Origin of the sequence: Marinobacter subterrani (assembly GCF_001045555.1) — a bacterium.
In the GTDB taxonomy this organism is placed as follows: Bacteria; Pseudomonadota; Gammaproteobacteria; order Pseudomonadales; family Oleiphilaceae; genus Marinobacter; species Marinobacter subterrani.
This window is the reverse complement of record NZ_LFBU01000001.1, coordinates 3147634-3170884: the sequence shown is the minus strand read 5'-3', so window position 1 is coordinate 3170884 and position 23251 is coordinate 3147634. Positions and strand designations below refer to the sequence as shown.

Here is a 23251-nt window from a genome sequence, read left to right as displayed (position 1 = left end):
GCATCTTAACGGAAACCGGCACTGGCGTGATAATCCGGCCAGTCCTCACTTCCCCGGGACAGTCTGCTAGAATGTCGGCTTTCTTCGTCCCGCCCATTCAGATTGATGGTATGACTTTATGACGGCAGAGTGGATTTCAATCGGCCTCCTGGCCCTTCTTGTGCTCGTATTTGTTCTGGATATTGCCGGTAACCGAAGCCGCGTACCACGGCCCCGGCCGGTTCCGCAACGCAAGCCGGAGGTCGCGAAAGGACCGGCCCCCGAGCCAGAGGCATCCGGGAACGAGGCGCCGGCTGCCGTCGCGCCGGCTCCCGAACCGGAGAAAACGCTGGAACCTGAGCCGCAAGTCAGCGTGTTTGAGCGTATCCGGCAGGGTCTGGGAAAAACGCGGGCGAACCTGAGCGGCGGCTTGTCCGATCTCTTCTCGCTGAGCAAGAAAATTGACGAGGACCTGCTGGAGGAAATCGAAACCACGCTTCTGATGGCCGACGTTGGCGTTACCGCCACGTCCGAGATTATCGACTCGCTGACGGACAAGCTTGAGCGCAATCAGCTCAAGGACGGTGAAGCGCTGCGCAAGGCTTTGAGGGATGAACTGCACGGTCTGCTCCGGGATGTCACGAAGCCGCTTGAGATCGACCCCGCCAAGGCCCCCTATGTCATCCTGATGGTCGGTGTGAACGGTGTGGGCAAAACCACAACGATTGGCAAGCTCACCAAAAAATTCCTGGGTGAGGGCAAGTCGGTGATGCTGGCGGCAGGGGACACCTTCCGGGCGGCCGCCGTCGAGCAGCTTCAGGTATGGGGTGAGCGCAATAACGTACCGGTGGTGGCGCAACATACCGGCGCTGACAGCGCCTCGGTGATCTTCGATGCCATTCAGTCCGCCAAGTCCCGGGGCGTGGACGTGGTGATCGCCGATACCGCCGGTCGCCTGCAGAACAAGGACAACCTGATGAGCGAGCTGGAGAAGGTGGTCCGGGTGATGAAAAAACTGGATGACACTGCGCCCCATGAAGTGATGCTGGTTCTGGATGCCGGTACCGGCCAAAATGCCCTGAGCCAGGCCCAGGTGTTCCAGCAGGCCGTGGGTGTCAGCGGCATTACCCTGACGAAACTGGACGGCACCGCCAAAGGCGGTATCGTGTTTGCCATTGCCCGTCAGTTGCAGTTGCCCATCCGTTTTATTGGTGTTGGTGAGCAGGTGGATGACCTGCGCAGTTTTGATGCTGAAACCTTCGTGGATGCACTGTTTGACGAATAGCCCGGAATCGAGCCCAGCGGTAGCCACCCATGATTGAGTTTCGTCAGGTCACCAAGCGATACGACAGTGATCACACCGCCCTGCGCCAGGTGAATTTTGAGCTGGGGCGAGGTGAGATGGTGTTTCTCACCGGTCATTCGGGTGCCGGTAAAAGTACCCTGCTGAAACTGATCATGGTGATGGAGCGCCCCACTGCTGGCGAAGTGATCGTTGGGGGCCAGGTGCTGAACCGGTTGCCGCGCCGCCAGATTCCCTACGTCCGCCGCCATATCGGCGTGGTGTTCCAGAACCACCAGTTGCTGTTTGACCGTACGGTTTTTGACAACGTGGCCATGCCGCTGGAGGTCATGGGAGCTTCCCCCCGGGATACCGGGCGCCGGGTTCGTGCCGCGCTCGATAAAGTGGGGTTGCTGAGCAAGGAAAAGATGAACCCGATGCAGCTCTCGGGGGGGGAGCAGCAGCGGGTGGGTATTGCCCGGGCGGTGGTCAACAAGCCCCCGGTCCTGCTGGCGGATGAGCCCACCGGTAACCTTGATCCGGAGCTGTCTGCCGACATCATGAATCTGTTTGGCCAGTTCAGCCAGGTGGGCGTTACCGTGTTGATTGCCAGCCACGACATTGTCCTGATCAATGAGATGGGGCGGCGGACACTGGCCCTTGACCACGGGCGCCTGACCGCGGATGGTGCGCCGGTGGCGGGAGGTATCAGTGGCCACTGACCCACGCCGGAAGCCGGAGCAGGCCCGCGGGGCCAACCGCGCCCGCTCGGCATGGCGCGAGCAGGCGGAAAGTTACCTGAACCACCACCGCAAGGTTGCCCGGGACAGTGGGCAGCGCCTGTGGCATACCCCGGTTGCCAGCCTGATGACCTGGACGGTGATGGGGGTGGCGCTGGCGCTGCCGGTCGCACTGCTGTTGCTGCTGACCAGCCTGCAGGGTGTCAGTGCAGGCTGGGAGAGCAGTGCACGGGTGACGGCCTATTTCGACCTGGGCGTACCCCTGGAACAGGCCCGGCAGCTGCGTGATGAAATTGCCAGAGATGGCCGGATCGCCAGTGTCGAGCTGGTCGACCGCGAACAGGCCCTGAAAGAGTTCCGGGCGTCTTCCGGTCTTGAAGATGCCCTGGATTACCTGGGGGAAAACCCCTTGCCGCACACGCTGCTGGTGACACCCGAGGAAAGCGCCCGTTCGGCCAGCGGTGTGGAAGCGCTGGTTCGCTTTCTGGAGGGCATGGAGGAATTTGAGCAGGTTCAGGTGGATCTGGGCTGGTTGCAGCGCCTCAATGCCATGACTGAGCTGCTGGCCAGAGCTGTCTGGGCCCTGGCTTTCCTGCTCTCGGCTGCCGTGGTACTGGTCATCGGGAATACCGTGCGGCTGTCGATCGAGAGCCGGCGGGATGAGATTCTCGTTGCCAAGCTGGTGGGCGGCACCGATGGCTTCGTGCGCAGGCCCTTTCTCTATACCGGTGCCTGGTTTGGTCTGGGGGGCGGGGTCGTTGCGCTGATACTGCTGCAACTGTCGCTTTGGTGGCTCAGTGGGCCCATAGAGCGGCTGGCCGGGCTGTACCGGAGTGACTTCTCGCTCAACGGGTTGAGTTTTGATGGTGCCCTGGCGTTGATTATTGTCGCAATGCTGCTAGGCTGGCTGGGCGCCTGGGTCGCGGTCAAACGCCATCTGGATGACATTGAGCCCGGCGACATTGCCGGAGGGTAATGATCCGGATTGCGGGAAAAGCGTATTGTTAAAGCAACTTCAACTGAGCTAGGGTGAAAGTTGCTAAAGGGAAGGTGGATTTCCCAGGTATTTGATTAACAAAGGTTTACTGGGAAATTCGGGAACTTTCAAAGTTCTTGGCGGTCTAAAGAATTGTTGGTACATTCAAGGCCCGTCGGGTTCGGAGGTTAAACATGGGTACGAGTTTACAGCTGGTTGACAGACTGGTTCCGGGGGCAAATCTCGAGTCGTATATTCAGGCTGCGAGTCGCATTCCGGTGCTCACAGCGGACGAAGAGCGGGAGCTGGCCGAACGGCTTCACTATGAGGGCGACGTGGACGCAGCCCGCTATCTGGTTATGTCACACCTGCGCTTCGTGATCCATATTGCCCGCAGCTACTCGGGTTATGGTCTGGCCCAGGCAGACCTGATTCAGGAAGGCAATGTCGGCCTGATGAAAGCGGTCAAGCGCTTCAATCCGGAGTACGGGGTTCGGCTGGTGTCGTTTGCCGTGCACTGGATCAAGGCCGAGATTCATGAGTTCATTCTGCGCAACTGGCGGATTGTGAAAGTGGCCACCACCAAGGCCCAGCGCAAGCTGTTCTTCAATCTGCGCAGCCAGAAGAAGAAGCTGGCCTGGCTCAGCCACGATGAGCTGAATGCGGTGGCGGAAGATCTGGGTGTCGCGCCCAAGGTGGTCCGGGAAATGGAAGGCCGGCTGGCCTCCCATGACACCGCGTTTGATGGCCCGATGGACGATGACGAGGACAGTGCCTATCAGGCGCCGGCGTATTACCTTGAAGATGCTCGCAGCAATCCGGCCACCCAGTTGGAGAATTCCGACTGGTCGGAGGATTCCAATGGTCGCCTGATGCAGGCTCTCGAGCAGCTGGATGAGCGCAGCCAGGATATTCTGCGCGAGCGCTGGTTGTCCGAGAGCAAGTCGACCCTGCATGAGTTGGCTGACAAGTATGGCGTATCTGCGGAGCGGATTCGTCAGCTTGAGAAAAATGCGATGAAGAAGATTCGTGTGCAGATGTCTGAGGCGGCCTGACTTATCGGCTGGCCTTAGATGGCCACGTTGTTCAAAACGCCACCACCGGTTCCGGTTGGTGGCGTTTTTGTTTGTATAATCGTTAGTTGGACTCCGTGGAAGACGGGATGGGGTGGGGCCTTCCAAAACACGCTCCTTGCGGCACATCCATGTGGCGCTTGGGCTCCGCACAGTTTTGGAAGGCCCCACCCCATCCCGTCCTGAACATTTGATGCAAGGGCCGAATAAAAATGACCTCGAATTATCCACACATCGCCTTTCTTGGTATTGGCCTTATGGGCGCGCCGATGACCCGCAATCTTCTCGATGCAGGTTTCCCGATGATTTTGTGGAACCGGACCACCAGCAAGTGTGAACCGTTTTCCTCCGAGGCAACCATCGCAAAATCGCCGGCAGCAGCGGTTGCCAATGCCGACATGGTGATCACCATGCTGGAAAGCAGCGATGTGGTGGAGCAGGTGCTGGTGGCCCAGGGTGCGATTGAGGCTCTGAAGCCGGGTGCACTGGTAATTGACATGAGCTCGGTTCAGCCCTCCGTGGCTCGTCGCCATGCGTCACTGGCGGTGGAGCAGGGTGCCGGGTATGTCGACGCGCCGGTCTCCGGAGGCACTGTGGGTGCGTCTGAGGCGCGTTTGAGCATCATGGCCGGGGGGACAGAGGCGGATGTTGATCGGGCCAGGCCGGTGTTTGAGGTGCTGGGCAAATGCACGAGGATCGGGCCGGTTGGGTCCGGCCAGCTGGCCAAGCTGGCCAACCAGGCGATTGTCGGGATTACCATCGGGGCTGTGTCCGAGGCGCTGTTGCTGGCGGCCAGGGGTGGGGCCGATCCGGCGGCGGTTCGGAAAGCTTTGATGGGCGGTTTTGCCGGTAGCCGGATTCTGGAACTGCACGGCCAGCGGATGATTGACCGGGACTTTGCGCCCGGTGCGCCGGCCCGGATTCAGCTCAAGGACATGCGGATGATTCTGGATGAGGCCCGCGCTGAAGGTTTGACTCTGCCGCTGGCCCAGCAGACCCACAATGAATATCTGTCGCTGGTGGCCAATGGCCACAGCGATGTTGACCACAGCGGCCTGCTGCTGGAGCTGGAGCATCTGAATGGTGCCTTGCTTGGTTCGCTTGGCCGCGGCCCGAAAGAGTAACGACACCATGCCCCGTTTTGCTGCCAATCTGTCCATGCTGTTCACCGAGGTCGATTTTACCGAGCGCTTTGCCATGGCTCGGGCCGCTGGGTTTGTGGGGGTGGAGTACCTGTTTCCCTATGCCTATCCGAAAGACCTGCTTGGCCAGATGCTGAGCGACAATCAGTTGACCCAGGTGCTGTTCAACCTGCCGCCGGGCGACTGGGGTGCCGGTGAGCGGGGCATAGCCTGCCTGCCGGACCGGGTTGAGGAGTTCCGGGCCGGAGTCGATCAGGCGATTGATTATGCCGGCGCGCTGGGCTGCCGGACGGTGAACTGTCTGGCCGGGCTGAAGCCGGCGACTCTTTCCGAGGACATTGCGTGGCAGACGCTGGAGGACAACGTTACCTGGGCAGCCGGTAAGCTGGCAGAACAGGACATAACCCTGTGTCTGGAGGCGATTAATTCACGGGTGGACATGCCAGGTTTCTTGCTGGATACGTCTGGCAAGGTGCTTGCCCTGATTGAAGCAGTGGACGCAGACAACGTTCGGCTGCAGTATGATCTTTACCACATGCAGATCATGGAAGGGGATCTCGTGCGCTCAATGGAGTGCCTGTTGCCTTGGATTGGCCATATTCAGTTCGCGGATAATCCCGGGCGCCATGAGCCGGGCACCGGGGAGATTAACTTTTCGAATGTTTTTGCAGCCATTGATCGGATGGGGTATGAAGGCTGGGTTGGTGCCGAGTACCGGCCCACAGGCGCCACGGGGGCAAGCCTGGGCTGGTTTTCTGGGCAGGGGTGACCGTCGCCATAGGCGACACCCTCTTACAAGATCGTAACTGGCCGGCTTACCAAGTTCTTCGTACCCTTGTCGTTAATGTAATCCGCTATCGGGAGGAGAGTCGGTGAAAGCGCTGGTAATCGAAGACGATCAGGATGTAGCAAATTATCTTGTCAAAGGGCTGAAGGAATCCGACTTCGTAGTAGACCATGCGGCCGACGGCAAGGAAGGCATGATGATGGCGGCCAGTGAAGACTACGACATCATGATTGTCGACCGCATGCTGCCGGGAATGGACGGGCTGTCCATCATCAAGACTGTCCGCGCCACCGGAAACCAGGTGCCTGTTCTGATCCTGAGCGCCCTGGGCGATGTGGACGACCGGGTTGAAGGCTTGCGGGGTGGTGGTGACGATTACCTCACCAAGCCGTTTTCCTTTACCGAGTTGCTGGCCCGGATCGAATCACTGGTCCGGCGTAACCGGCAGTCGGCGGAAACCGAAACGGTGTTGCGGGTAGCGGATCTGGAAATGGATCTGCTGGCCCGGACTGTCAAGCGGGCGGGTCAGAACATTGATGTGCAGCCCCGTGAATTCCGGCTACTGGAGTACCTGATGCGTAACGCGGGCCAGGTGGTTACCCGGACCATGTTGCTGGAGAAAGTCTGGGACTACCATTTCGACCCCCAGACCAACGTCATCGACGTGCACATCAGTCGTCTGCGTGCCAAGATCGATAAGGAATTCGAGACTCCCTTGCTGCAAACCATCCGGGGAGCAGGGTACATGTTACGTGAAACTGCTTAGTCAGCTCCGGACTTCGTCTTTTCAGCTAGCCCTGTTGTATATGGTGGTGTTTGCCACCTCGGTGTTCTTGCTGCTTGCCTTCATCTACTGGCGAACAGCGGGCTTCATGACCGCCCAGACCGACGAAACCATTGAGGCGGAAATCGCCGGTCTGGCGGAACAGTATCGAAGCCGTGGCATTAACGGCCTGATTACCATTATTCGTGAGCGCGTCGCCCGCGACCCCAACGCCAAATCCATTTACCTGCTGACAACCGACGACTTCGTAAAGCTGGCCGGCAACATCGAGACCTGGCCTGAAGGCAGTCGGTCTGAGAGCGGCTGGATCAATTTCACGCTGGATGAATCTGTCGGCTGGACCGGCCCCGAGCGCCTGGCCCGTGCCCGTATCTTTGAAGTGCAGGGCGGGCTTCGTTTGCTGGTGGGTCGGGATGTGGATGAGCTCACCAACCTGAAGCGAGTGATCGAAACCGCCATTAACTGGGGAATGGGGATCACCCTCGCGCTTGCGCTGCTCGGTGGTTTTTTGATGAGCCGGAGCACGACGCGGCGGATTGAGGTTATCAACAACACCTCCCGGCGAATCATGAATGGCCATTTGTCCCTGAGAATTCCGACCCGGGGAACCGAAGACGATTTTGACCAACTGGCTGAAAACCTCAACCAGATGCTCGACCGAATTGTCTATCTCATGGAGGGGATCCGGCACGTCTCCGACAGCATCGCCCATGATCTTCGCACCCCCCTGACCCGCCTCCGGAACCAGCTTGAGACCACGCTGATGTCTGTCGATAACGACGAGGCACGGGAGCAGGCCGGCCGTGCCGTGGCCGAGGCCGACCAGTTGCTGGCGACATTCAATGCTCTGTTGCGGATTGCGCGGCTCGAGACCCGCGGTAATGCCGCGGATATGAAGCCGGTATCGCTGGATGCGCTGGTAACCGATGCCTGCGAACTCTATGAGGCATTGGCAGAAGACAAGGACCAGCGCTTTGAGCAGTCGCTGCAAGCTGGGGTGATGATTGAGGGGGACCGGGACCTGCTGTTCCAGATGGTGAGTAACCTGATTGATAACGCCATCAAATACACGCCGGAACATGGTGTGATCGGTGTTGCCGTCCGCAAGGAGGGGGCCGAATCGGTCTTTGAAGTGCGCGACAGTGGCATCGGTATTCCCGACACCGAGAAGGATCAGGTTTTCCAGCGTTTCTATCGGGTTGGCAAAAGCCGCTCATTGCCCGGTAACGGGCTTGGACTGAGCCTGGTGAGTGCCGTTGCCGAAATCCACCAGGGCCGGATTGTTCTGAGCGATACCAGGCCCGGTGACACTCCTCCGGGGCTGACCGTCACCGTACGTATGCCTGCCTACACCGAGGCCCGGAAACGGATCCGGGCAGCGCAGGCTGAGCAGCAAGCTGGCTCAGCGGCCGGCGAAACCCGGGCCCCGAGCGAAACCACCGGAGCAGAAACTCACTGACTGGCGCGGAAGCGATTAAGCCGGGACAGCAGCGGGCTCACCAGCGCCTCCGTGCGGGACTCAATCTGGTGGGTGATCTTTTCGACCTGCGCCCGGCGACGATTCACCCGTACCTGAATACTGTCCCACTCACCCTCCAGATGCTTCTGCTCGGCCATCAGAAAAGCCGCGATATTATGCCGGTTCACCTTGCCGGTGATGCCGAACTGATCAAGCCGGTAACCCAGGGTGTCGACCCCGTTCAGCGCGATGTTCAGCAGTGCTTGAGTGTTCATGTTGATTTCTCCGTAACGGGAAGCTGTAAGACATGGTGCTGCGAATCTATGCCCTGCCCCTAGAGTGTGCAACCTAATTCCGGCGCGACCGGGCCGGCAATCTGCCTGACCAAAAGGTAATTCCGCGGCCACGCCGGTGTAATGCCCGATCTGCATAATGGAAACTGTAGCTTTGGAAGCCGGCACAAGTTGCTTGCTTCTCCCTCCAGCACAGCGCTAGCCTTACCCCGTTTTTACGGGGTTTTTTTATATCTCCCGATTCTGTATTTCCAGTGGCAGAGGATGTTGTGAACCAATGAGCAAGGCTCCCGGTAATGCTGGCGTGCGCCCCCGATATATTACCCCGGACGGGGAGCGGGCACTGCGTGACGAATTGCAGTATCTGTGGAAGGTGAAACGACCGGAAGTCACCCAGGCGGTGCGGGAGGCCGCTGCCCTGGGGGACCGTTCCGAGAATGCGGAATATATCTATGGCAAGAAGCAGTTGCGGGAAATCGACCGTCGGGTTCGTTTTCTGAGCAAGCGACTGGACGAGCTGACGGTGGTGGACCGGTTACCGGATGATCGTAACAAGGTGTTCTTCGGGGCCTGGGTGACGGTTGAAGATGAGGAGGGCGCGGAGCAGACCTATCGCCTGGTGGGGGCGGATGAGTTTGATCTGACCAAAGGCTATCTGAGCATCAATTCACCGCTGGCCCGCGCGCTGATCGGTAAACGGCTGGACGATGAAGTGAATGTCCGGACGCCCGAAGGCTGGAAAACCCTGTTTGTGGCAGGCATCCGCTATCAGGCGCCCGCCGATGACAAGTGAAAAGCGTCACAGAATCGTCGACTGACCGGGCGTTCCGTGTAGTTTGGCGATAGACTGATCAAATAGTGTCACTCGCTTCTGCAGGCAAGGGTCTGTCAGCCAGGATGGTCATCATGGGTATGCGTTCGGAATGCCAGAAAACACCAGGGAGGAAGGCCCGGAAGTCACGGGTTTTTGCCGGGTTGGCGGCTGGGCTCATTTTCCCGGTTTTCGCCCTGGCAGAGGACGCATCGCTCCCGGATGATGCTGACAGTGTGTTTCAGTTTGAAGAGCGGTCAACCATTGACACCATTCCGCTTCGCTCCATTGAGGAGGAAGCCCTGGCAAATACCGTGATTGAAGGCGGTCTTGCCGCGCCGGCCGCGGGGGTGCCAGTTAGGCCGCGCACGGGAGACGACTATTACCTGGATCCGCTGGCACTCCAGCCCGGCGATAGCCGAACCGACCTTGGCCGGTCTGAAATCCCTGTGGAGTTCCGGTTCAGCAACCCCAAGTCCATTCCCGGGCAGACCCACAGCAACAATTATGTGATCCGGCCGCCCCAGAATCGGACTTACGACACCCTGAACATCAATATGAGTGAGCGCTGAGCCATGCCTCAGGCAGCGGCGCAGCCGGTATTGGTTACCGAAGTCTTGCCAAGCACATCCTCGTAAAAGAATGCCAGAGCCTGACTGGCCTGGTTGAACCTTGCCCGGGACACCCGCATGCGCGCGCTCAGGTAATCCAGAAACAGCTGGCGGTCTTCATTGGCCAGGGTCTCCGGGTCCTTCAGATCATGGAACAGGACGAATCGCGTGATCCAGTGCAGGTAGGTCTGTTCGGAACGTTGATTAAGCTGATGTTTGCGGATGGCGTCCCTGACCCGACCCACAAGGCCAGGCTGGGAATGTTCCAGCGCCTCGGTGATGTCCATGAATAACTCTTCCCGATGGATTGTTGTTGTTATATTGGGCGCATCTTATGACAATCGTTTGACCGTCGCAAAAGTTTTACCCGGGAAGGGCTGCCGGCCAGCGGCCTGACCGGCAGCCAATGCGGGATGCCACTTACTTGAGGGCCTCGAGCTTGTCGACGTACTTCTGCATGGCGTCGTCGCTGGACATACCTTTGAGCTTCTCCCAGGCATCAAACTTGGCCCGGCCGACAAAATCCATCATGCCCGGGCGCTTGCCGGACACATCGCCTTCGGTGGCCTGCTTATAGAGGGCGTAGAACTCCAGCTTGACCTCGTTCGATGGCTTGAAGTCACCTTCAGCGGTCTGGATGTAGTTTACGGCCTCGTCAAAGCGGGTTTTCAGGTCACTCATGTCAATCTCCTTATGGGCAGGGCAATTGGGCGAGTATAGTCGCACGGTTGCACGCCGTCATTGGCTGAATTTCCGTGCATCCGCGGCGAAACGGAAAGCCCGAGGGTTCTGGCAAAAGCTTGCCCGAGCGCACATTCCGGAACAATTCTGGCCAGTTTTTGCTTGAGGAAGGCGACTGACATGTGTAGAGTTTCGACCGTTACGCGCCAGGACGGTGCGTACAAGGGATTGAACAATTGCAAATGATTTGCACAGGGAGCAAGCGCATGTCTTCTAAAGACGGTTCCGTCGCGCCGAAAGAGCGCATCAATATCAAGTACGTCCCCGCTACCGGAGATCAGCAGGCTGAAACCGAGCTGCCGCTGAAAATGTTCGTGGTTGGCGATTTCAAGGGACACGCCGAAGAAACCCCCATCGAAGACCGTAAGGCCATTTCCGTCGACAAGAACAACTTTCGTTCGGTCATGAAGGAAGCCGGCCTGACCCTTTCCACGACGGTGAGCAACAAACTGGATGAGGGCGCCGACGAACTGCCGGTAAACCTTGAATTCCAGACTCTGGATGATTTCTCCCCGGACAGCGTTGCCCGTCAGGTCCCGGAACTGAACAAGCTGATTGAGCTGCGGGAAGCCCTGGTGGCCCTGAAAGGCCCACTGGGTAACGTGCCGTCGTTCCGGTCCAAGCTGCAGGAACTGCTGGACAACGATGACGCCCGGGACAGGCTCCTGGCCGAACTGGAACTGGCCACCGACAGCGCCGAGTAAGCGAACACTCGCTGACAATCTCCGACTTAATTCAAAACGTACTGAAGGGATGTGGTATGTCTGATACTGCTGTGCAGCAATCTGCTGCCTCCGAATCCGTTGCCGAAGGTTCGCTCCTGGACCAGGTTATGGCCAACAGCCGCATGGCGCCGGCGGATGAGGGTTACGATGTCGCCCGCAGGGGCGTGGCAACGTTTATAGCCAACCTGCTGAAGAGTGATGAGAAAGGCCAGCCGGTCAACAAGGCGCTGGTGGACCAGATGGTGGTTGAGCTGGACCGCAAGATCAGCGCCCAGATGGACGAAATCCTGCACGCGCCCAAGCTGCAGGAGCTGGAATCCTCCTGGCGCGGTCTGAAACTGATGGTCGACCGGACGGACTTCCGCGAGAACATCAAGGTCAATATCCTCCACGCCACCAAGACCGAGCTGTTGGAAGATTTCGAGTTTGCCCCGGACGTTACCCAGGCCGGCTTCTACAAGCACATTTACTCCACTGAATACGGCCAGTTCGGCGGCGAGCCGGTGGGTGCGGTGGTTGGTAACTACGCGTTTACCCCGTCCACGCCAGACATGAAGCTGCTCCAGTATGTCACTTCCGTCGGCGCCATGGCCCACGCTCCCTTCCTGTCCTCTGTGGCGCCGTCGTTCTTCGGCGTCGACAGCTACCAGGAACTGCCGGCCATCAAGGAGCTGAAAGCCGTTTTCGAAGGCCCGAAATACGCCAAGTGGCGGTCCCTGCGAGAGTCCGAAGACGCCCGCTATCTTGGCCTGACGTCGCCACGCTTCCTGCTGCGGGTGCCTTACGACCCCACCGAAAATCCGGTGCGCAGTTTCAACTACAAGGAAGAGGTGTCTGCCGACCACGAGCATTACCTGTGGGGCAACACCGCCTACCTGCTGGCTACCCGGCTGACCGAGAGTTTCGCCAAGTACCGCTGGTGCCCGAACATCATCGGTCCGCAAAGCGGCGGTGCGGTCGAAGACCTGCCGGTGCACATGTTCGAATCCTTTGGCCAGCTTGAAGCCAAGATCCCGACCGAAGTACTGATCACCGACCGTCGTGAATACGAAATGGCCGACGAAGGCTTCATCGCCCTGACCATGCGCAAGGGCAGTGACAATGCCGCGTTCTTCTCCGCCAACTCGGTGCAGAAACCCAGGCAGTTCCCGAACACCAAGGAAGGCAAGGAAGCGGAAACCAACTACAAGCTGGGTACGCAACTGCCCTATATGATGATCGTCAACCGTCTGGCTCACTACATCAAGGTACTGCAGCGGGAACAGATCGGCTCCTGGAAGGAACGTCAGGACCTGGAGCGGGAACTCAACACCTGGATTCGCCAGTACGTGGCCGACCAGGAAAACCCGCCCGCCGATGTCCGCAGCCGTCGCCCCCTGCGTGCCGCGCAGGTGACCGTGTCCGACGTGGAAGGCGATCCGGGCTGGTACCAGGTCTCCCTGGCCGTGCGTCCGCACTTCAAGTACATGGGCGCCAACTTCGAACTGTCACTGGTTGGCCGGCTGGACAAGGATTAATCCGTGTTCCATCACCCGGCCAGCGACGGATTGCAGGCCGGCACCGGCAGCCTGTTCGAACGCCTGGAACAGGCAGCCGCGCCGGCTGGCGACAGCATGGGAGAGGTTAGCCACGTTGTTGAATCCATCAAGCGCCACCTGGTCCGCCTGCTGAATGCCCATCCGGGCAACAGTGCCAGCGTACCGGACTTGGGCCTGCTGGATTTCAACGACGCCACGCTCGGCACCCACGACCTGAGTGTTCAGATCCGCGGCGCGATACGGCAGTGCATCGAGAAGTTCGAGCCCAGGGTGAAGCGGGTGGATGTGGTTAATCTGCCCCAGGGACCCGACCCGCTGCAGTTGCGGTTTCAGGTGACGGTCTATCTGAACGTCAGTGACAAAGACGATAAAACAACCATAGATTTGGTACTGGATGACAAGCGGTATTACCGCGTGATTTAGACAGCAGGGATAGGAGGGGGTGGCGACACTTTTCTTCTGGGAAAAACAGCTCGCTTCGCTCAGACATCTTTTTCCCGCCAGAAAAGCATCCCCACCCCCTCCGGCAAACCTGAGTGGTATTTGCTCCGGATTGTTTTGAAGGCAAGGATGAGAGCGGGGGTGTGGTTGGTCTTTCCAAAAGTGGGCGGAGCCATGGATGGCAGAGCCCAAGCGTCCCATGGGTGAGGCCGAGCGGTATGAAGCAACGCTTCATGCGACAGCCGAACGACAGCAATCTGCGATTGCTGGCCGGACCCGCTTGCGGGGGCTCGAAGCGTCTTTTGGAAAGACCAACCACGCCCCTGCTCGGAGCCAGACAAGGTGCAGTAACGATGAAGTTAAATCGATTTTACAGGGACGAGCTTAGCTTTCTCAGGCTCCAGGGCCGGGAATTCGCCGATGCCCATCCACAGTTGACCCGGTTCCTCTCCGAGCAGAGCACCGATCCGGACGTGGAGCGGCTACTGGAAGGCTTTGCCTTCCTGACCGGCAAGCTCCGCGAAAAGGTCGAAGACGAGTTTCCGGAGATTACCCACTCGCTGCTGAACATGCTGTGGCCCAATTACCTGCGCCCGGTGCCCAGTTGCACCATCATGCGCTTTGATCCGCAGGTGCACGCCATCAGTGAAGGCCAGCGGGTAGAGCGGCACACTGAAATCAAAAGCCGGCCATTGGGTGACGCCACGCGCCAGACCCAATGCCGGTTCCGGACCTGTCGGGCGGTCGACGTGTTTCCGGTCAGCGTTGCGGCGGCCCATGCCGAACACTCACGCGAAGTATCGTCTGTCACCGTGGACCTTGCGCTGCATACCGATCAGCCCTTGTCGACTTTGGGTATGGATAGTCTGCGGTTTTACCTCGGAGGCGAGAGTCATGTTTCCGAAACCCTGTTCCTGTGGTTAAACCATTACCTGGAACGGGTTGAACTAGTGGTTGGCGAATCCGTATACCGCCTGCCAGCCTCACTGTTGCAGCCGGTAGGCTTCGGCAATGACGAAGCGCTGCTGCCGTACCCCAAGAATGCTTATCCGGGGTATCGCATCCTGCAGGAGTATCTCAGCTTCCCCGAGGCCTTTCGTTTCGTGGACATCCACGGCCTGGCGCGGCGACTGCCGGCGGTGCAGGCGGACGAAATCAGCCTGCGTTTTCATTTCAGCCGGATATTGCCGCCGGATGCGAAAGTGCGGGAAGACAATTTCCAACTCTACTGCACCCCGGCGGTGAACCTGTTTACCCACGAAGGCGAGCCGGTGGACCTGAACGGCCGCCAGACCGAGTACCGGATTTCACCATCCAGCCGCTCGCCGGACCACTACGAGGTATTCAGCATCGAGCAGGTGGAAGGTTGGCTGGAGGGTCGGTCCGGCCGCGGAGAGCCCCGCATCTACACCGCCTTCGAGAGTTTTCAGCATGAGGTGGAACGGGACCGCGGGCGCACCGCCCTGTACTACCGGGTTCGGGCGCGGGACAGCGTGCGCGGTGACGGATTTGATCATTACATGTCGTTTGTCCGGGGTGACGAATCCGAGTGCCTGAGCCGGCAGGAAGCGATTTCCCTGACACTGACCTGCACTAACCGGCAGTTGCCAAGCCAACTGGCGGTGGGCGAAATCTGCATGGCCACCGAGAGCACACCAGCCTTCGCTACCTTCAGCAATATTACCCGGCCGACCGCGACCCTGCGGCCGACACTGGACGGCAGCCTGCTGTGGACACTGATCTCGAATCTGTCCCTCAACTACCTGTCGATGCTGGACGTGGATGCCCTGCGAACGGTGCTGCGAGTCTATGATTTCCGGGCCCTGGTGGATCGCCAGGCCGAGCGGGTGTCCCAGAAACGGATGGCCGGCATCACCGGCATCGAGACGAACCCGGTGGACCGGATGGTGAAAGGGCTGCCGGTGAGAGGCATCCGCTCCGTGCTGAAGCTGGACCAGCAGGCGTTCGCCTCGGAGGGCGATCTCTACCTGTTCGGTACGGTTCTGAGCCAGTTCTTTGCACTTTATGCAAGTATCAATGCATTTCACCAACTGGAAGTGGTGAATACCGACAATCAGGAACGCTACACATGGACGTTACAGCAAGGTCAGCAGCCGCTGATGTAGCCGAGCTGCAACCCGTCCTGGGCAATGCACGGCGATACAGTTTTTTCCAGCTGGTGGACCTGATTCACCGGCATCATGGGGATGATCTCGAGCGGAACCGTGATGATCAGCCCCGCCAGGAGCGTATACGCTTCTCTGCCTCGGCCGGCCTGGGATTCCCGGGTAGCGACGTGGTTTCGGCCCTGTCGCCGGAGCACGAACATGCGCCCTACCAGATGGAAGTCAGCTTCCTGGGACTACACGGTTCCCAGTCGCCGCTGCCAGGCTATTACCTGGAGGATCTGGCCTGGGAAGCGGGCCAGAATCTGGGCATCCGCCGTCACTTTCTCGATTTCTTCAACCACCGGCTGGTAACCCTGTTTCACCGGGCATGGCGCAAGTACCGTTACTACGTGCGTTTCCAGCCTGGCGCCTCCGACGGGTTTTCCGAGCTGGTGTTTGCGCTGGTTGGTCTGGGCGACAACCGGCTCCGGGAAGCCACGCCGGTGAACTGGTCGAAAATGCTGGCCTACGCGGGGCTGATGGCGGGCCGCAGCCGGTCGCCGGAGGTGGTCAGTGGCATCGTCTGCCACTGCTTCGACCTGGACGATGTCAGCATCGAACAATGGGTGCTGCGCAAGGTCCGCATTGCCGATGATCAGCAAACCCGCCTGGGCCGGTCCAATGCCAGCCTGGGTAACGACACGCTGGTCGGCTCCACCATTCGTGATCGCAGCGGCAAGTTTATCCTGCGCCTGCGCAATCTCAGCCGCCGGCGTTTTGCCGATTTTCTGCCCAATGGCCGGGATCACCAGCGCCTGGTCAAACTGGTGGAGTTCACCACCCGGGAACAACTGGCCTACGACCTGGAGCTGCAGATGCGCCCGAAGGACATCCGGCCCATGCGGTTGGGTGAGGATGTCCGGTTGGGCTGGAATTCTTTTGTAACGCCCGGCAAGGCCCGTCACCGCCCAGCGGTCAGACTTCAGATTCGCCGGTAAACAGGGCAGGACCCAGTATGGATGAGCAATCAGCAGTCAGCCTGAAGCTGACGGTAACCAACCCGACCACTACCCGGGGTGGCGAACGTGTCGAGCACCGTTTCGGGCCGAGGGGCGGTTCCATCGGTACCGCCGCCAACGATACCTGGCGTCTGTCGGCACAGCGCACCGGCGCGGTTGCCGGACACGCCGAAATCCGGTTCCTGGACGGCGGGTTCTGCCTGATCGATCGCAGTGGCAGGACCTTTATCAACAGTGCCAGTCAGCCTGTGGGCCGGGGGCGCCGGGCCCGCCTGAACCATGGCGATACCGTCAGTATTGGCCGCTTGCGCATCCGTGCCGAACTGACGGAGGCGCCGCCGGAGTTACCGCTGGAAGAGGCTGCCGCCGATGACCGCAGCCTTGTGGACGTGCCCGAGGGGGCTCTTGATCGGGCCAGGGAGCTGGGCATCGCCGCCGCGGAACCCCTGGAGGGGCTGGCGCCGGCCGCCGGGGAAGTGGTCAGTGACGATCCGATGTCCCTGTGGCCGACTGCCAACCCGGGGAACACATGCGAGGAGAAGGCGCTGATGGCGAGTGAATCGTCCTGGTTTGCCGCCGAGGCGGACGTAACCGATGAATACCGGGACAACCGTGATGTTGCGGTGGGTCTGCCGGTCAAACAGGGAGAACGGAACAGGATGTCTGAGTCACGAACCGGCGCTGTCCACCGGGCGGCCAGCCCGGACCAGAGCCGCACGCACATCAGCGGCGCCCCGTTGATGCGGGGCATGGCGACTGAACTGGCGTTTGCGGACAGCGACGACATGAAGGTGTTTCTGGAGGAAGCAGGGCAGACCCTGAAGGCTACGGTGGAAGGCCTGCTGGCGCTGCACCAGGGTGAGGACAGCCGGCATCAGGCCCTGCGCACCCGTTTGCAGCCCATTGAGGACAACCCGTTGCGCCTGGGGGATGATTATCAACAGACGGTACAAACGCTGTTCGCCAGCGAACGCAGCCCGGTGCACCTGTCTGCCCCGGCGGCCGTGCGGGAGAGCCTCCAGAGCCTGAACCACCATCAACTGGCCACCCGGGCCGCCATCCGCGAAGCCCTGGAAGCCATCCTGCACGCGTTTTCTCCGGACGCCCTGCTGCGCCGTTTTCACGGCTATCGCCGGGGCCTCCAGCAGCATGAGGATGAAGGCCGCTGGGCCTGGGACATGTACCAGCATTACTACCGGGAACTGAATTCCAGTCGTCAACAGGGTTTCGAGCGCCTGTTCCAGGAGGTGTTCGACCAGGCTTACGACCAACACCTGCGCCAACTACAAAGGGAGAATCTGTTGTGAAGACCTGCAAATGGAGCTTGCTGGCTATCGTACTTGTGCTTGCCGGATGCAGCACGCCATACAACGCGGTGACCAAAACCGCCAAGGTGCTCTGGGACCCCGATATTCCCGTGGGCTACCCCGAGGATCTGCCCAGCCGGGTGGGGCTGACCATGGTCGCGGAGCCGGATGTGAACCCCAACGAATCCCTGGCGCCCACGCCGATCGCTTTCCAGGTGATTGAGATGCGCGACAGTTCGCTGCTGATGGCGGGCGATTTCGACCAGTTACTGAATAACCTGGAGGAGGCACTGGGCCAGAACTACGTGGATCACAGTGATTATTCCCTGGTGCCCGGCCAGTTCAAGTTTATCGAACCGTTTGAAATCAGCGCGGACACCCGGTTTATCGGCGTAATTGCCTTCTATGCCTACCCGAACCTGTCCCAGTGGAAAAAGGTGGTGAAGGTTGATCCCATCGGCGGCGACTACAACCTGCTGGTCAATCTGCGGGCGCGGGAAGTTCAACTCAAGCATTCGGATGACACCTGATGGCGGTAACCAATCGAGTGGTCTGGAGTGACGGCCTGTTCATCAAGCCCCAGCACTTCCAGCAACAGCAGAGATATCTGGAGCACCAGATTAACGAGCGGGCCCTGGCGGTCTCCGATTTCCTCTATGGTTTCAGCGATCTGGAGCTGAACGCCGAGTACCTGAGTTTCGGTCGCGTGGGCCTTGTGCGGGCCACGGGCCTGTTTCCGGACGGCACCCGCTTCAACCTGCCCCAGGACGATGCGATGCCGGAGCCCCTGGAAATTGCCGATGCCTCGGTGGCCAACCAGGTGGTCTACCTGGCCCTGCCCCTGGGCAGCGACAGCCTGGCTGAGGTGGAGTGGCCGGAGGCCCCGGTGGCCGGCCGGTTTCGGGCCCAGAGCACAGAGATCCGCGATCTGCATTCGGTGGATGGCGATGCCCATACCATTGATGTGGCCCGGGTGGCTCCCCGCCTGATGCTGGAGCGGGACGACCGCAGCGCCTATGCGGCACTGGCCATCGGGCGGATTCTGGAGAAGCGCCCGGACGGCAGTCTGGTGATGGACCCGAACTTCATGCCGACCATGCTGAGCGTGCGGTCGGCGCCGCGTTTGCAGCGGTTTGTCGGTGAAATGGCCGGATTGATGCGAGAACGTGCGCGCAATATCGCTGAACGCGTTGGAGCACCGGGGCAGGGTGGCGTTGCCGACGTGGCTGACTTCATGTTGTTGCAGATGCTGAACCGCGCCCATCCGAGGTTCCTGCACCTGGCCCGCCTGCGGCAACTGCATCCGGAGCGGCTTTACGAGGCCTTGCTGGAACTGTGCGGCGAACTGGTGACCTTTACCGAGGAGGGCCGCCTGCCAAGGGAGTATGGCGCCTATGACCATGACTTGCCGGAAGACTGCTTCACGCCACTGATGCAGGTTCTGAGACAGTCGCTCAGCACAGTGCTGGAGCCACGGGCACTGGCCATTCAGTTGCAGCAACGCCAGTACGGCCTGACGGTGGCGCCGGTACAGGACGGCCAACTGATTCGTGGCGCCGAGTTCATCCTGGCGGTGAAAGCGGACATGCCCCTGGACGACCTGCGCAAGCAGTTCACCCAGCAGTGCAAGGTCGCCTCGGTGGAGAAAATACGGGATCTCATCAGCCTGCAATTGCCGGGTATACCGCTGTCGGCACTGCCGGTGGCGCCCCGGCAGCTACCGTATCACGCCGGCTTCGTGTACTTTCGGCTCGACGACCAGAGCCAGGCCTGGCAGATGCTCGACAATGCCAGCGGCTTTGCCTTCCACGTGGCCGGCAGTTTCCCGGGCATGGAAATGCAGTTCTGGGCAATCAGGAGTTAGATCATGGCAGATGCACAGGTAATGGATTTACCCAATGGCAGCAGGCACGCCGGCAGCAGTGCATTCAGTGAACTGATGTTTGCCGGTCAGGCCGGCCGGAGCGAAGCACCTGGCCAGGATTTTGGCGATGAGCCGTTCCAGCTTCGGGGGCTGGAGGACAACCGGCTCATCGACGCCGCCACACCCCTGCTGGGACTGGTGATCCGGGTACGCCGGCTGGCGGATTTCCGGAACGTGGAGAACCTCTACGAGCGAGTGGTCGATGACGTGGCGGCCATCGACCGGGAGCTGGTGGAGCAGGGCTATGAGCGGCCCACGGTGGTGGCCTACCGCTACGTGCTCTGTGCATTCATTGACGAAGCGGTGCTGGGCACCGACTGGGGCGCCCACAGTGTCTGGTCCCAACATTCCCTGCTGTCCCGCTTTCACAACGAAACCTGGGGCGGTGAGAAGGTATTTGCCATCCTGGCGCGCATGGAAAAGGAGCCGGAACGCTACCGGGACATGCTGTCGTTCATATACCTGTGCCTGTGCCTGGGCTTCGAAGGACGCTACAAGGTGATGGACAACGGCCGGGACGAATACGAGCAGATCCTGCGGGGGCTCCATGATCTTCTGAAGGCCCTGCGCGAGGACCAGGAGCCAGCCATGCTGGCGGACGCGCAGGCAAATGTGACACCGGCCCGAAACCGGTTGCGCAATGGCCTGCCCCTCTGGGGCATTGGTGGGCTGTTCATCGCCGCCATGGCCGGAATCTACACCCTCTACAACATGGCGCTGGATGATCGCATCAGGGATGTGCTCCGCGTTCTGGAACAACTGCCTAAATAAGGATATCACTGTGATTCGGGTAGAACTGCCGGCGCTGATCGGGCGCCTCAACGACATCTGCCGTCAGGGGCTGGAAGCCTCCGCGGCCCTTTGCATCAGCCGCCAGGGTGCGGAAATCACTCCGGCCCACCTGCTGTTCAAGCTGCTGGAAACGCCGTTTTCCGACGTGCGCCAGATTCTCGAGCATGCCGGCATCAACTACCAGCAATTTCAGCCCCTGGTGGGCGAGAGCCTCAACGGCGAGCCCCAGACCGCGGAGCCCTACCCATCGTTTTCGCCGCTGCTGGTCGACCTGCTGCAGGACGCCTGGTTATTGGCATCCACCGAACTGGGTCACCGGCAACTGCGTTCCGGGGCGGTGTTTCTGGCCCTGCTGCTGAACGCAGACCGTTACCTGATGCCCCGGGTCAGCCAGCCGCTCCGGGACATCAACCGGGAGCAGTTGCGCCGCCAGTTCGATACCCTGACCGCCGGGTCCACCGAACGGCCGGAGCTGGAGCCGGGTGAGCCGAAGCCGGCGTTGGCGGACACCAACCTGGATCCACTCAGGCGCTATGCCACCGACTTCACCAGACTGGCACGGGAAGGCAGGCTGGACCCGGTGGTGTGCCGGGACGCCGAACTCGACCAGATGATCGATATCCTCTGCCGCCGCCGCAAGAACAACCCCATCGTGGTCGGTGACGCCGGAGTTGGCAAAAGCGCAGTGGTGGAAGGCCTGGCCCTGCGCATCGTCAACGGTGAAGTGCCGGAACGCCTGGCCGGCGTGGAACTGTGGACGCTGGACATGGGCGCATTGCAGGCCGGTGCGTCGGTCAAAGGTGAATTTGAGAAGCGCCTCAAAGGCGTGATCGAAGCCGTCAAGTCGTCCGCCACGCCGGTCATCCTGTTTATCGACGAAGCTCACACCCTGATCGGTGCCGGCAACAGCGAGGGTGGATCCGACGCCGCCAATCTGCTGAAACCGGCCCTGGCCCGGGGCGAGTTGCGCACCATCGCGGCGACCACCTGGCGCGAATACAAGAAGTACTTCGAAAAAGACCCCGCCTTGAGCCGTCGCTTCCAGCCGGTGGCGCTGGACGAGCCAACCCCCGGCGAGGCCGTCCACATTCTCCGCGGCCTGCGCACCGTCTACGAAAAAGCCCATGAGGTACTGATCGCCGACAGCGCCCTGAAAGCCGCAGCCGACCTGTCCGCCCGCTATCTGGCTGGCCGCCAGTTACCGGACAAAGCCATCGATGTGCTGGACACCGCCTGCGCCCGGGTGAGCCTGAACCTGAGTACCCCACCACGGCGCCTGAGCCACGTGCGCAGCGTGCTGCACCAACTGGCGATGGAGCAGAACCTGCTTAGCCGCGAACACACCCTCGGCCAGGCCGTGGATACCGAGCGGGAAAGCGAACTGGCAGTCCGCATCGCCGCGCTGAAAGACGAGATCGCAGAACTGGAACAGAGCTGGAACGACCAGCGCGAATTGGTTACCCGCCTGGTGGCCCTGCGTGAACAGTTGCTGGCCGGTGAAAGAAATGCCGATGCCATTGAAGGCCTGGACCCGGAAGCCGACAACGAAGAACGTCCGGACCTGAAAAGCGAAGCGGCGGCCATTGAACAGGAGCTGGCCAAACTTCAGTCCGACGAACCGCTGGTGCACGCCCGGGTAGATGGCCGCCAGGTGGCGGAAGTGATCGCCGACTGGACCGGTATCCCGGTCAACCGCATGACCACCGACGAACTGGAAAAAATCACCCACTTGCCGGCGTACCTCCAGACCCACATCAAGGGCCAGGACAGCGCCATCGACTGCCTGCACCAGCATCTGCTCACCGCCCGTGCCGACCTTCGAAGGCCCGGCCGGCCGATGGGCGCTTTCCTGCTGGTGGGTCCCAGCGGCGTCGGTAAAACCGAAACCGTGGTGCAACTGGCCGAACTGCTTTACGGCGGTCGTCAGTTCCTCACCACCATCAACATGTCCGAATACCAGGAGAAACACACCGTCTCCCGGCTGATCGGCTCGCCCCCGGGCTATGTGGGGTTCGGTGAAGGCGGCATCCTCACCGAAGCCATCCGCCAGAAACCCTACTCCGTGGTCCTGCTCGACGAAGTCGAAAAAGCCCATCCGGAAGTCCTCAACCTGTTCTACCAGGCGTTCGACAAGGGCGAACTGGCTGACGGCGAAGGCCGACTGATCGACTGCAAAAACGTCGTCTTCTTCCTTACCTCCAACCTTGGCTACCAGACCATCGTCAATCACGCCGAGTCCCCGGCCAGCCTGGAAGAAGCCCTCTATCCGGAACTGGCCAACTTCTTCAAACCGGCCTTGCTGGCAAGGATGGAAGTGGTGCCCTACCTGCCTCTGGGAGAGGAAACCCTCAACCGCATCGTCGGCGACAAACTCCAGCGGCTGGCGGACCAGATCAAGGCCCGTTACCACACCGAAGTGGAACTGCAGGACGGCCTGATCGAAGCCATCCGCAGCCGTGCGACAAGAAGTGAAAACGGCGCAAGGATGCTTGAGTCGATCATAGAAGGTGAGCTGTTGCCGCCGGTTTCGTTGGCGTTGCTGGAGAAACTGGCGGCGAGGGAGCCGGTGAAAAAGGTGACTCTGGGGGTCGATGAGCATCGATTCGTAGGCACTGTTGCCTAGGGCAACTGAAGCGTAGCGTAGCCTGCGGGGTGGCTTTCCAAAACCCTGCGGAGCCATGGATGGCGGAGCGGAGCGCACAAGGATGTATTCACAGCG

Annotated in this window: 23 protein-coding genes; 20 read left to right on the top strand and 3 right to left on the bottom strand. The window is 60.3% G+C overall.

Features of this window, described 5'->3' with window-relative positions:
- The first annotated feature begins 118 nt into the window (after positions 1 to 118).
- The 8 genes from ftsY (at position 119) to msub_RS14695 (ending at position 8222) form a co-directional block, all read left to right on the top strand.
- Positions 119 to 1264, top strand: a complete 1146-nt coding sequence (gene ftsY / locus msub_RS14730; RefSeq protein WP_048496708.1) for a signal recognition particle-docking protein FtsY — start codon at positions 119 to 121, stop codon at positions 1262 to 1264.
- 29 nt (positions 1265 to 1293) lie between these two features.
- Entirely contained in the window at positions 1294 to 1983 is a 690-nt protein-coding gene (ftsE, locus tag msub_RS14725; protein WP_048496707.1) for a cell division ATP-binding protein FtsE, read from the top strand.
- Positions 1973 to 2977, top strand: coding sequence for a permease-like cell division protein FtsX (gene ftsX / locus msub_RS14720; protein ID WP_048496706.1), 1005 nt, complete (start codon positions 1973 to 1975; stop codon positions 2975 to 2977). The genes ftsE and ftsX overlap by 11 nt, the downstream gene beginning before the upstream one ends.
- 194 nt (positions 2978 to 3171) lie before the next feature.
- The gene (gene rpoH, locus msub_RS14715; RefSeq protein ID WP_048496705.1) at positions 3172 to 4032 is read left to right on the top strand and encodes an RNA polymerase sigma factor RpoH; all 861 of its coding nucleotides are present in this window, start codon (positions 3172 to 3174) and stop codon (positions 4030 to 4032) included.
- Positions 4033 to 4262: 230 nt separating this feature from the next.
- Positions 4263 to 5174, top strand: coding sequence for an NAD(P)-dependent oxidoreductase (locus msub_RS14710; protein ID WP_048496704.1), 912 nt, complete (start codon positions 4263 to 4265; stop codon positions 5172 to 5174).
- Positions 5175 to 5181: 7 nt separating this feature from the next.
- Positions 5182 to 5961 carry a hydroxypyruvate isomerase gene (gene hyi, locus msub_RS14705; protein ID WP_048497143.1) on the top strand — a complete coding sequence of 260 codons (780 nt, stop codon included), beginning with the start codon at positions 5182 to 5184 and terminating at the stop codon, positions 5959 to 5961.
- Between the two features lie 103 nt (positions 5962 to 6064).
- A complete protein-coding gene (locus tag msub_RS14700) occupies positions 6065 to 6745 on the top strand; it encodes a winged helix-turn-helix domain-containing protein (RefSeq protein WP_012137876.1) in 681 nt (226 codons plus the stop codon).
- On the top strand, positions 6732 to 8222 hold the full coding sequence (locus tag msub_RS14695) for a HAMP domain-containing sensor histidine kinase (RefSeq protein WP_048496703.1): 1491 nt from the start codon (positions 6732 to 6734) through the stop codon (positions 8220 to 8222). The genes msub_RS14700 and msub_RS14695 overlap by 14 nt, the downstream gene beginning before the upstream one ends.
- On the opposite strand, the gene msub_RS14690 is transcribed toward msub_RS14695, so the two are convergent.
- Complete coding sequence (locus msub_RS14690; RefSeq protein WP_048496702.1) at positions 8216 to 8497, bottom strand: hypothetical protein; 282 nt, start codon at positions 8495 to 8497, stop codon at positions 8216 to 8218. The genes msub_RS14695 and msub_RS14690 overlap by 7 nt on opposite strands.
- A 295-nt stretch (positions 8498 to 8792) precedes the next feature.
- Here msub_RS14690 and greB point away from each other — a divergent pair, with 295 nt between their 5' ends.
- Together greB and msub_RS14680 are read left to right on the top strand one after the other, a co-directional pair.
- Entirely contained in the window at positions 8793 to 9308 is a 516-nt protein-coding gene (gene greB / locus msub_RS14685) for a transcription elongation factor GreB (RefSeq protein WP_048496701.1), read from the top strand.
- Positions 9309 to 9421: 113 nt separating this feature from the next.
- The gene (locus tag msub_RS14680) at positions 9422 to 9898 is read left to right on the top strand and encodes a hypothetical protein (protein WP_227506742.1); all 477 of its coding nucleotides are present in this window, start codon (positions 9422 to 9424) and stop codon (positions 9896 to 9898) included.
- An 8-nt stretch (positions 9899 to 9906) separates the two neighbouring features.
- Here msub_RS14680 and msub_RS14675 read toward each other — a convergent pair whose 3' ends face one another.
- Together msub_RS14675 and msub_RS14670 are read right to left on the bottom strand one after the other, a co-directional pair.
- Positions 9907 to 10224 carry a site-specific integrase gene (locus tag msub_RS14675; protein ID WP_048496700.1) on the bottom strand — a complete coding sequence of 106 codons (318 nt, stop codon included), beginning with the start codon at positions 10222 to 10224 and terminating at the stop codon, positions 9907 to 9909.
- A 133-nt stretch (positions 10225 to 10357) separates the two neighbouring features.
- A complete protein-coding gene (locus tag msub_RS14670) occupies positions 10358 to 10618 on the bottom strand; it encodes an acyl-CoA-binding protein (RefSeq protein WP_048496699.1) in 261 nt (86 codons plus the stop codon).
- A 266-nt stretch (positions 10619 to 10884) separates the two neighbouring features.
- Here msub_RS14670 and tssB point away from each other — a divergent pair, with 266 nt between their 5' ends.
- From tssB to tssH, 10 genes are all read left to right on the top strand, one after another.
- A complete protein-coding gene (gene tssB, locus msub_RS14665) occupies positions 10885 to 11382 on the top strand; it encodes a type VI secretion system contractile sheath small subunit (RefSeq protein ID WP_048496698.1) in 498 nt (165 codons plus the stop codon).
- A 56-nt stretch (positions 11383 to 11438) separates the two neighbouring features.
- Entirely contained in the window at positions 11439 to 12920 is a 1482-nt protein-coding gene (gene tssC / locus msub_RS14660) for a type VI secretion system contractile sheath large subunit (protein ID WP_048496697.1), read from the top strand.
- 3 nt (positions 12921 to 12923) lie between these two features.
- Positions 12924 to 13364, top strand: a complete 441-nt coding sequence (gene tssE, locus msub_RS14655; protein ID WP_048496696.1) for a type VI secretion system baseplate subunit TssE — start codon at positions 12924 to 12926, stop codon at positions 13362 to 13364.
- A gap of 371 nt (positions 13365 to 13735) precedes the next feature.
- A complete protein-coding gene (gene tssF, locus msub_RS14650; protein ID WP_048496695.1) occupies positions 13736 to 15508 on the top strand; it encodes a type VI secretion system baseplate subunit TssF in 1773 nt (590 codons plus the stop codon).
- Complete coding sequence (gene tssG / locus msub_RS14645) at positions 15472 to 16488, top strand: type VI secretion system baseplate subunit TssG (protein WP_048496694.1); 1017 nt, start codon at positions 15472 to 15474, stop codon at positions 16486 to 16488. The genes tssF and tssG overlap by 37 nt, the downstream gene beginning before the upstream one ends.
- A 17-nt stretch (positions 16489 to 16505) precedes the next feature.
- A complete protein-coding gene (tagH, locus tag msub_RS14640; RefSeq protein ID WP_048496693.1) occupies positions 16506 to 17816 on the top strand; it encodes a type VI secretion system-associated FHA domain protein TagH in 1311 nt (436 codons plus the stop codon).
- On the top strand, positions 17813 to 18346 hold the full coding sequence (gene tssJ, locus msub_RS14635; RefSeq protein WP_048496692.1) for a type VI secretion system lipoprotein TssJ: 534 nt from the start codon (positions 17813 to 17815) through the stop codon (positions 18344 to 18346). The genes tagH and tssJ overlap by 4 nt, the downstream gene beginning before the upstream one ends.
- Positions 18346 to 19680, top strand: coding sequence for a type VI secretion system baseplate subunit TssK (gene tssK, locus msub_RS14630; protein ID WP_048496691.1), 1335 nt, complete (start codon positions 18346 to 18348; stop codon positions 19678 to 19680). Before tssJ ends, tssK begins: the two co-directional genes overlap by 1 nt.
- A gap of 3 nt (positions 19681 to 19683) precedes the next feature.
- Entirely contained in the window at positions 19684 to 20511 is an 828-nt protein-coding gene (gene icmH, locus msub_RS14625; RefSeq protein WP_048496690.1) for a type IVB secretion system protein IcmH/DotU, read from the top strand.
- Between the two features lie 10 nt (positions 20512 to 20521).
- Positions 20522 to 23155 (top strand): type VI secretion system ATPase TssH, encoded by a 2634-nt coding sequence (tssH, locus tag msub_RS14620; protein WP_227506741.1) that lies wholly within the window; start codon positions 20522 to 20524, stop codon positions 23153 to 23155.
- The last annotated feature ends 96 nt before the right edge of the window (positions 23156 to 23251 follow it).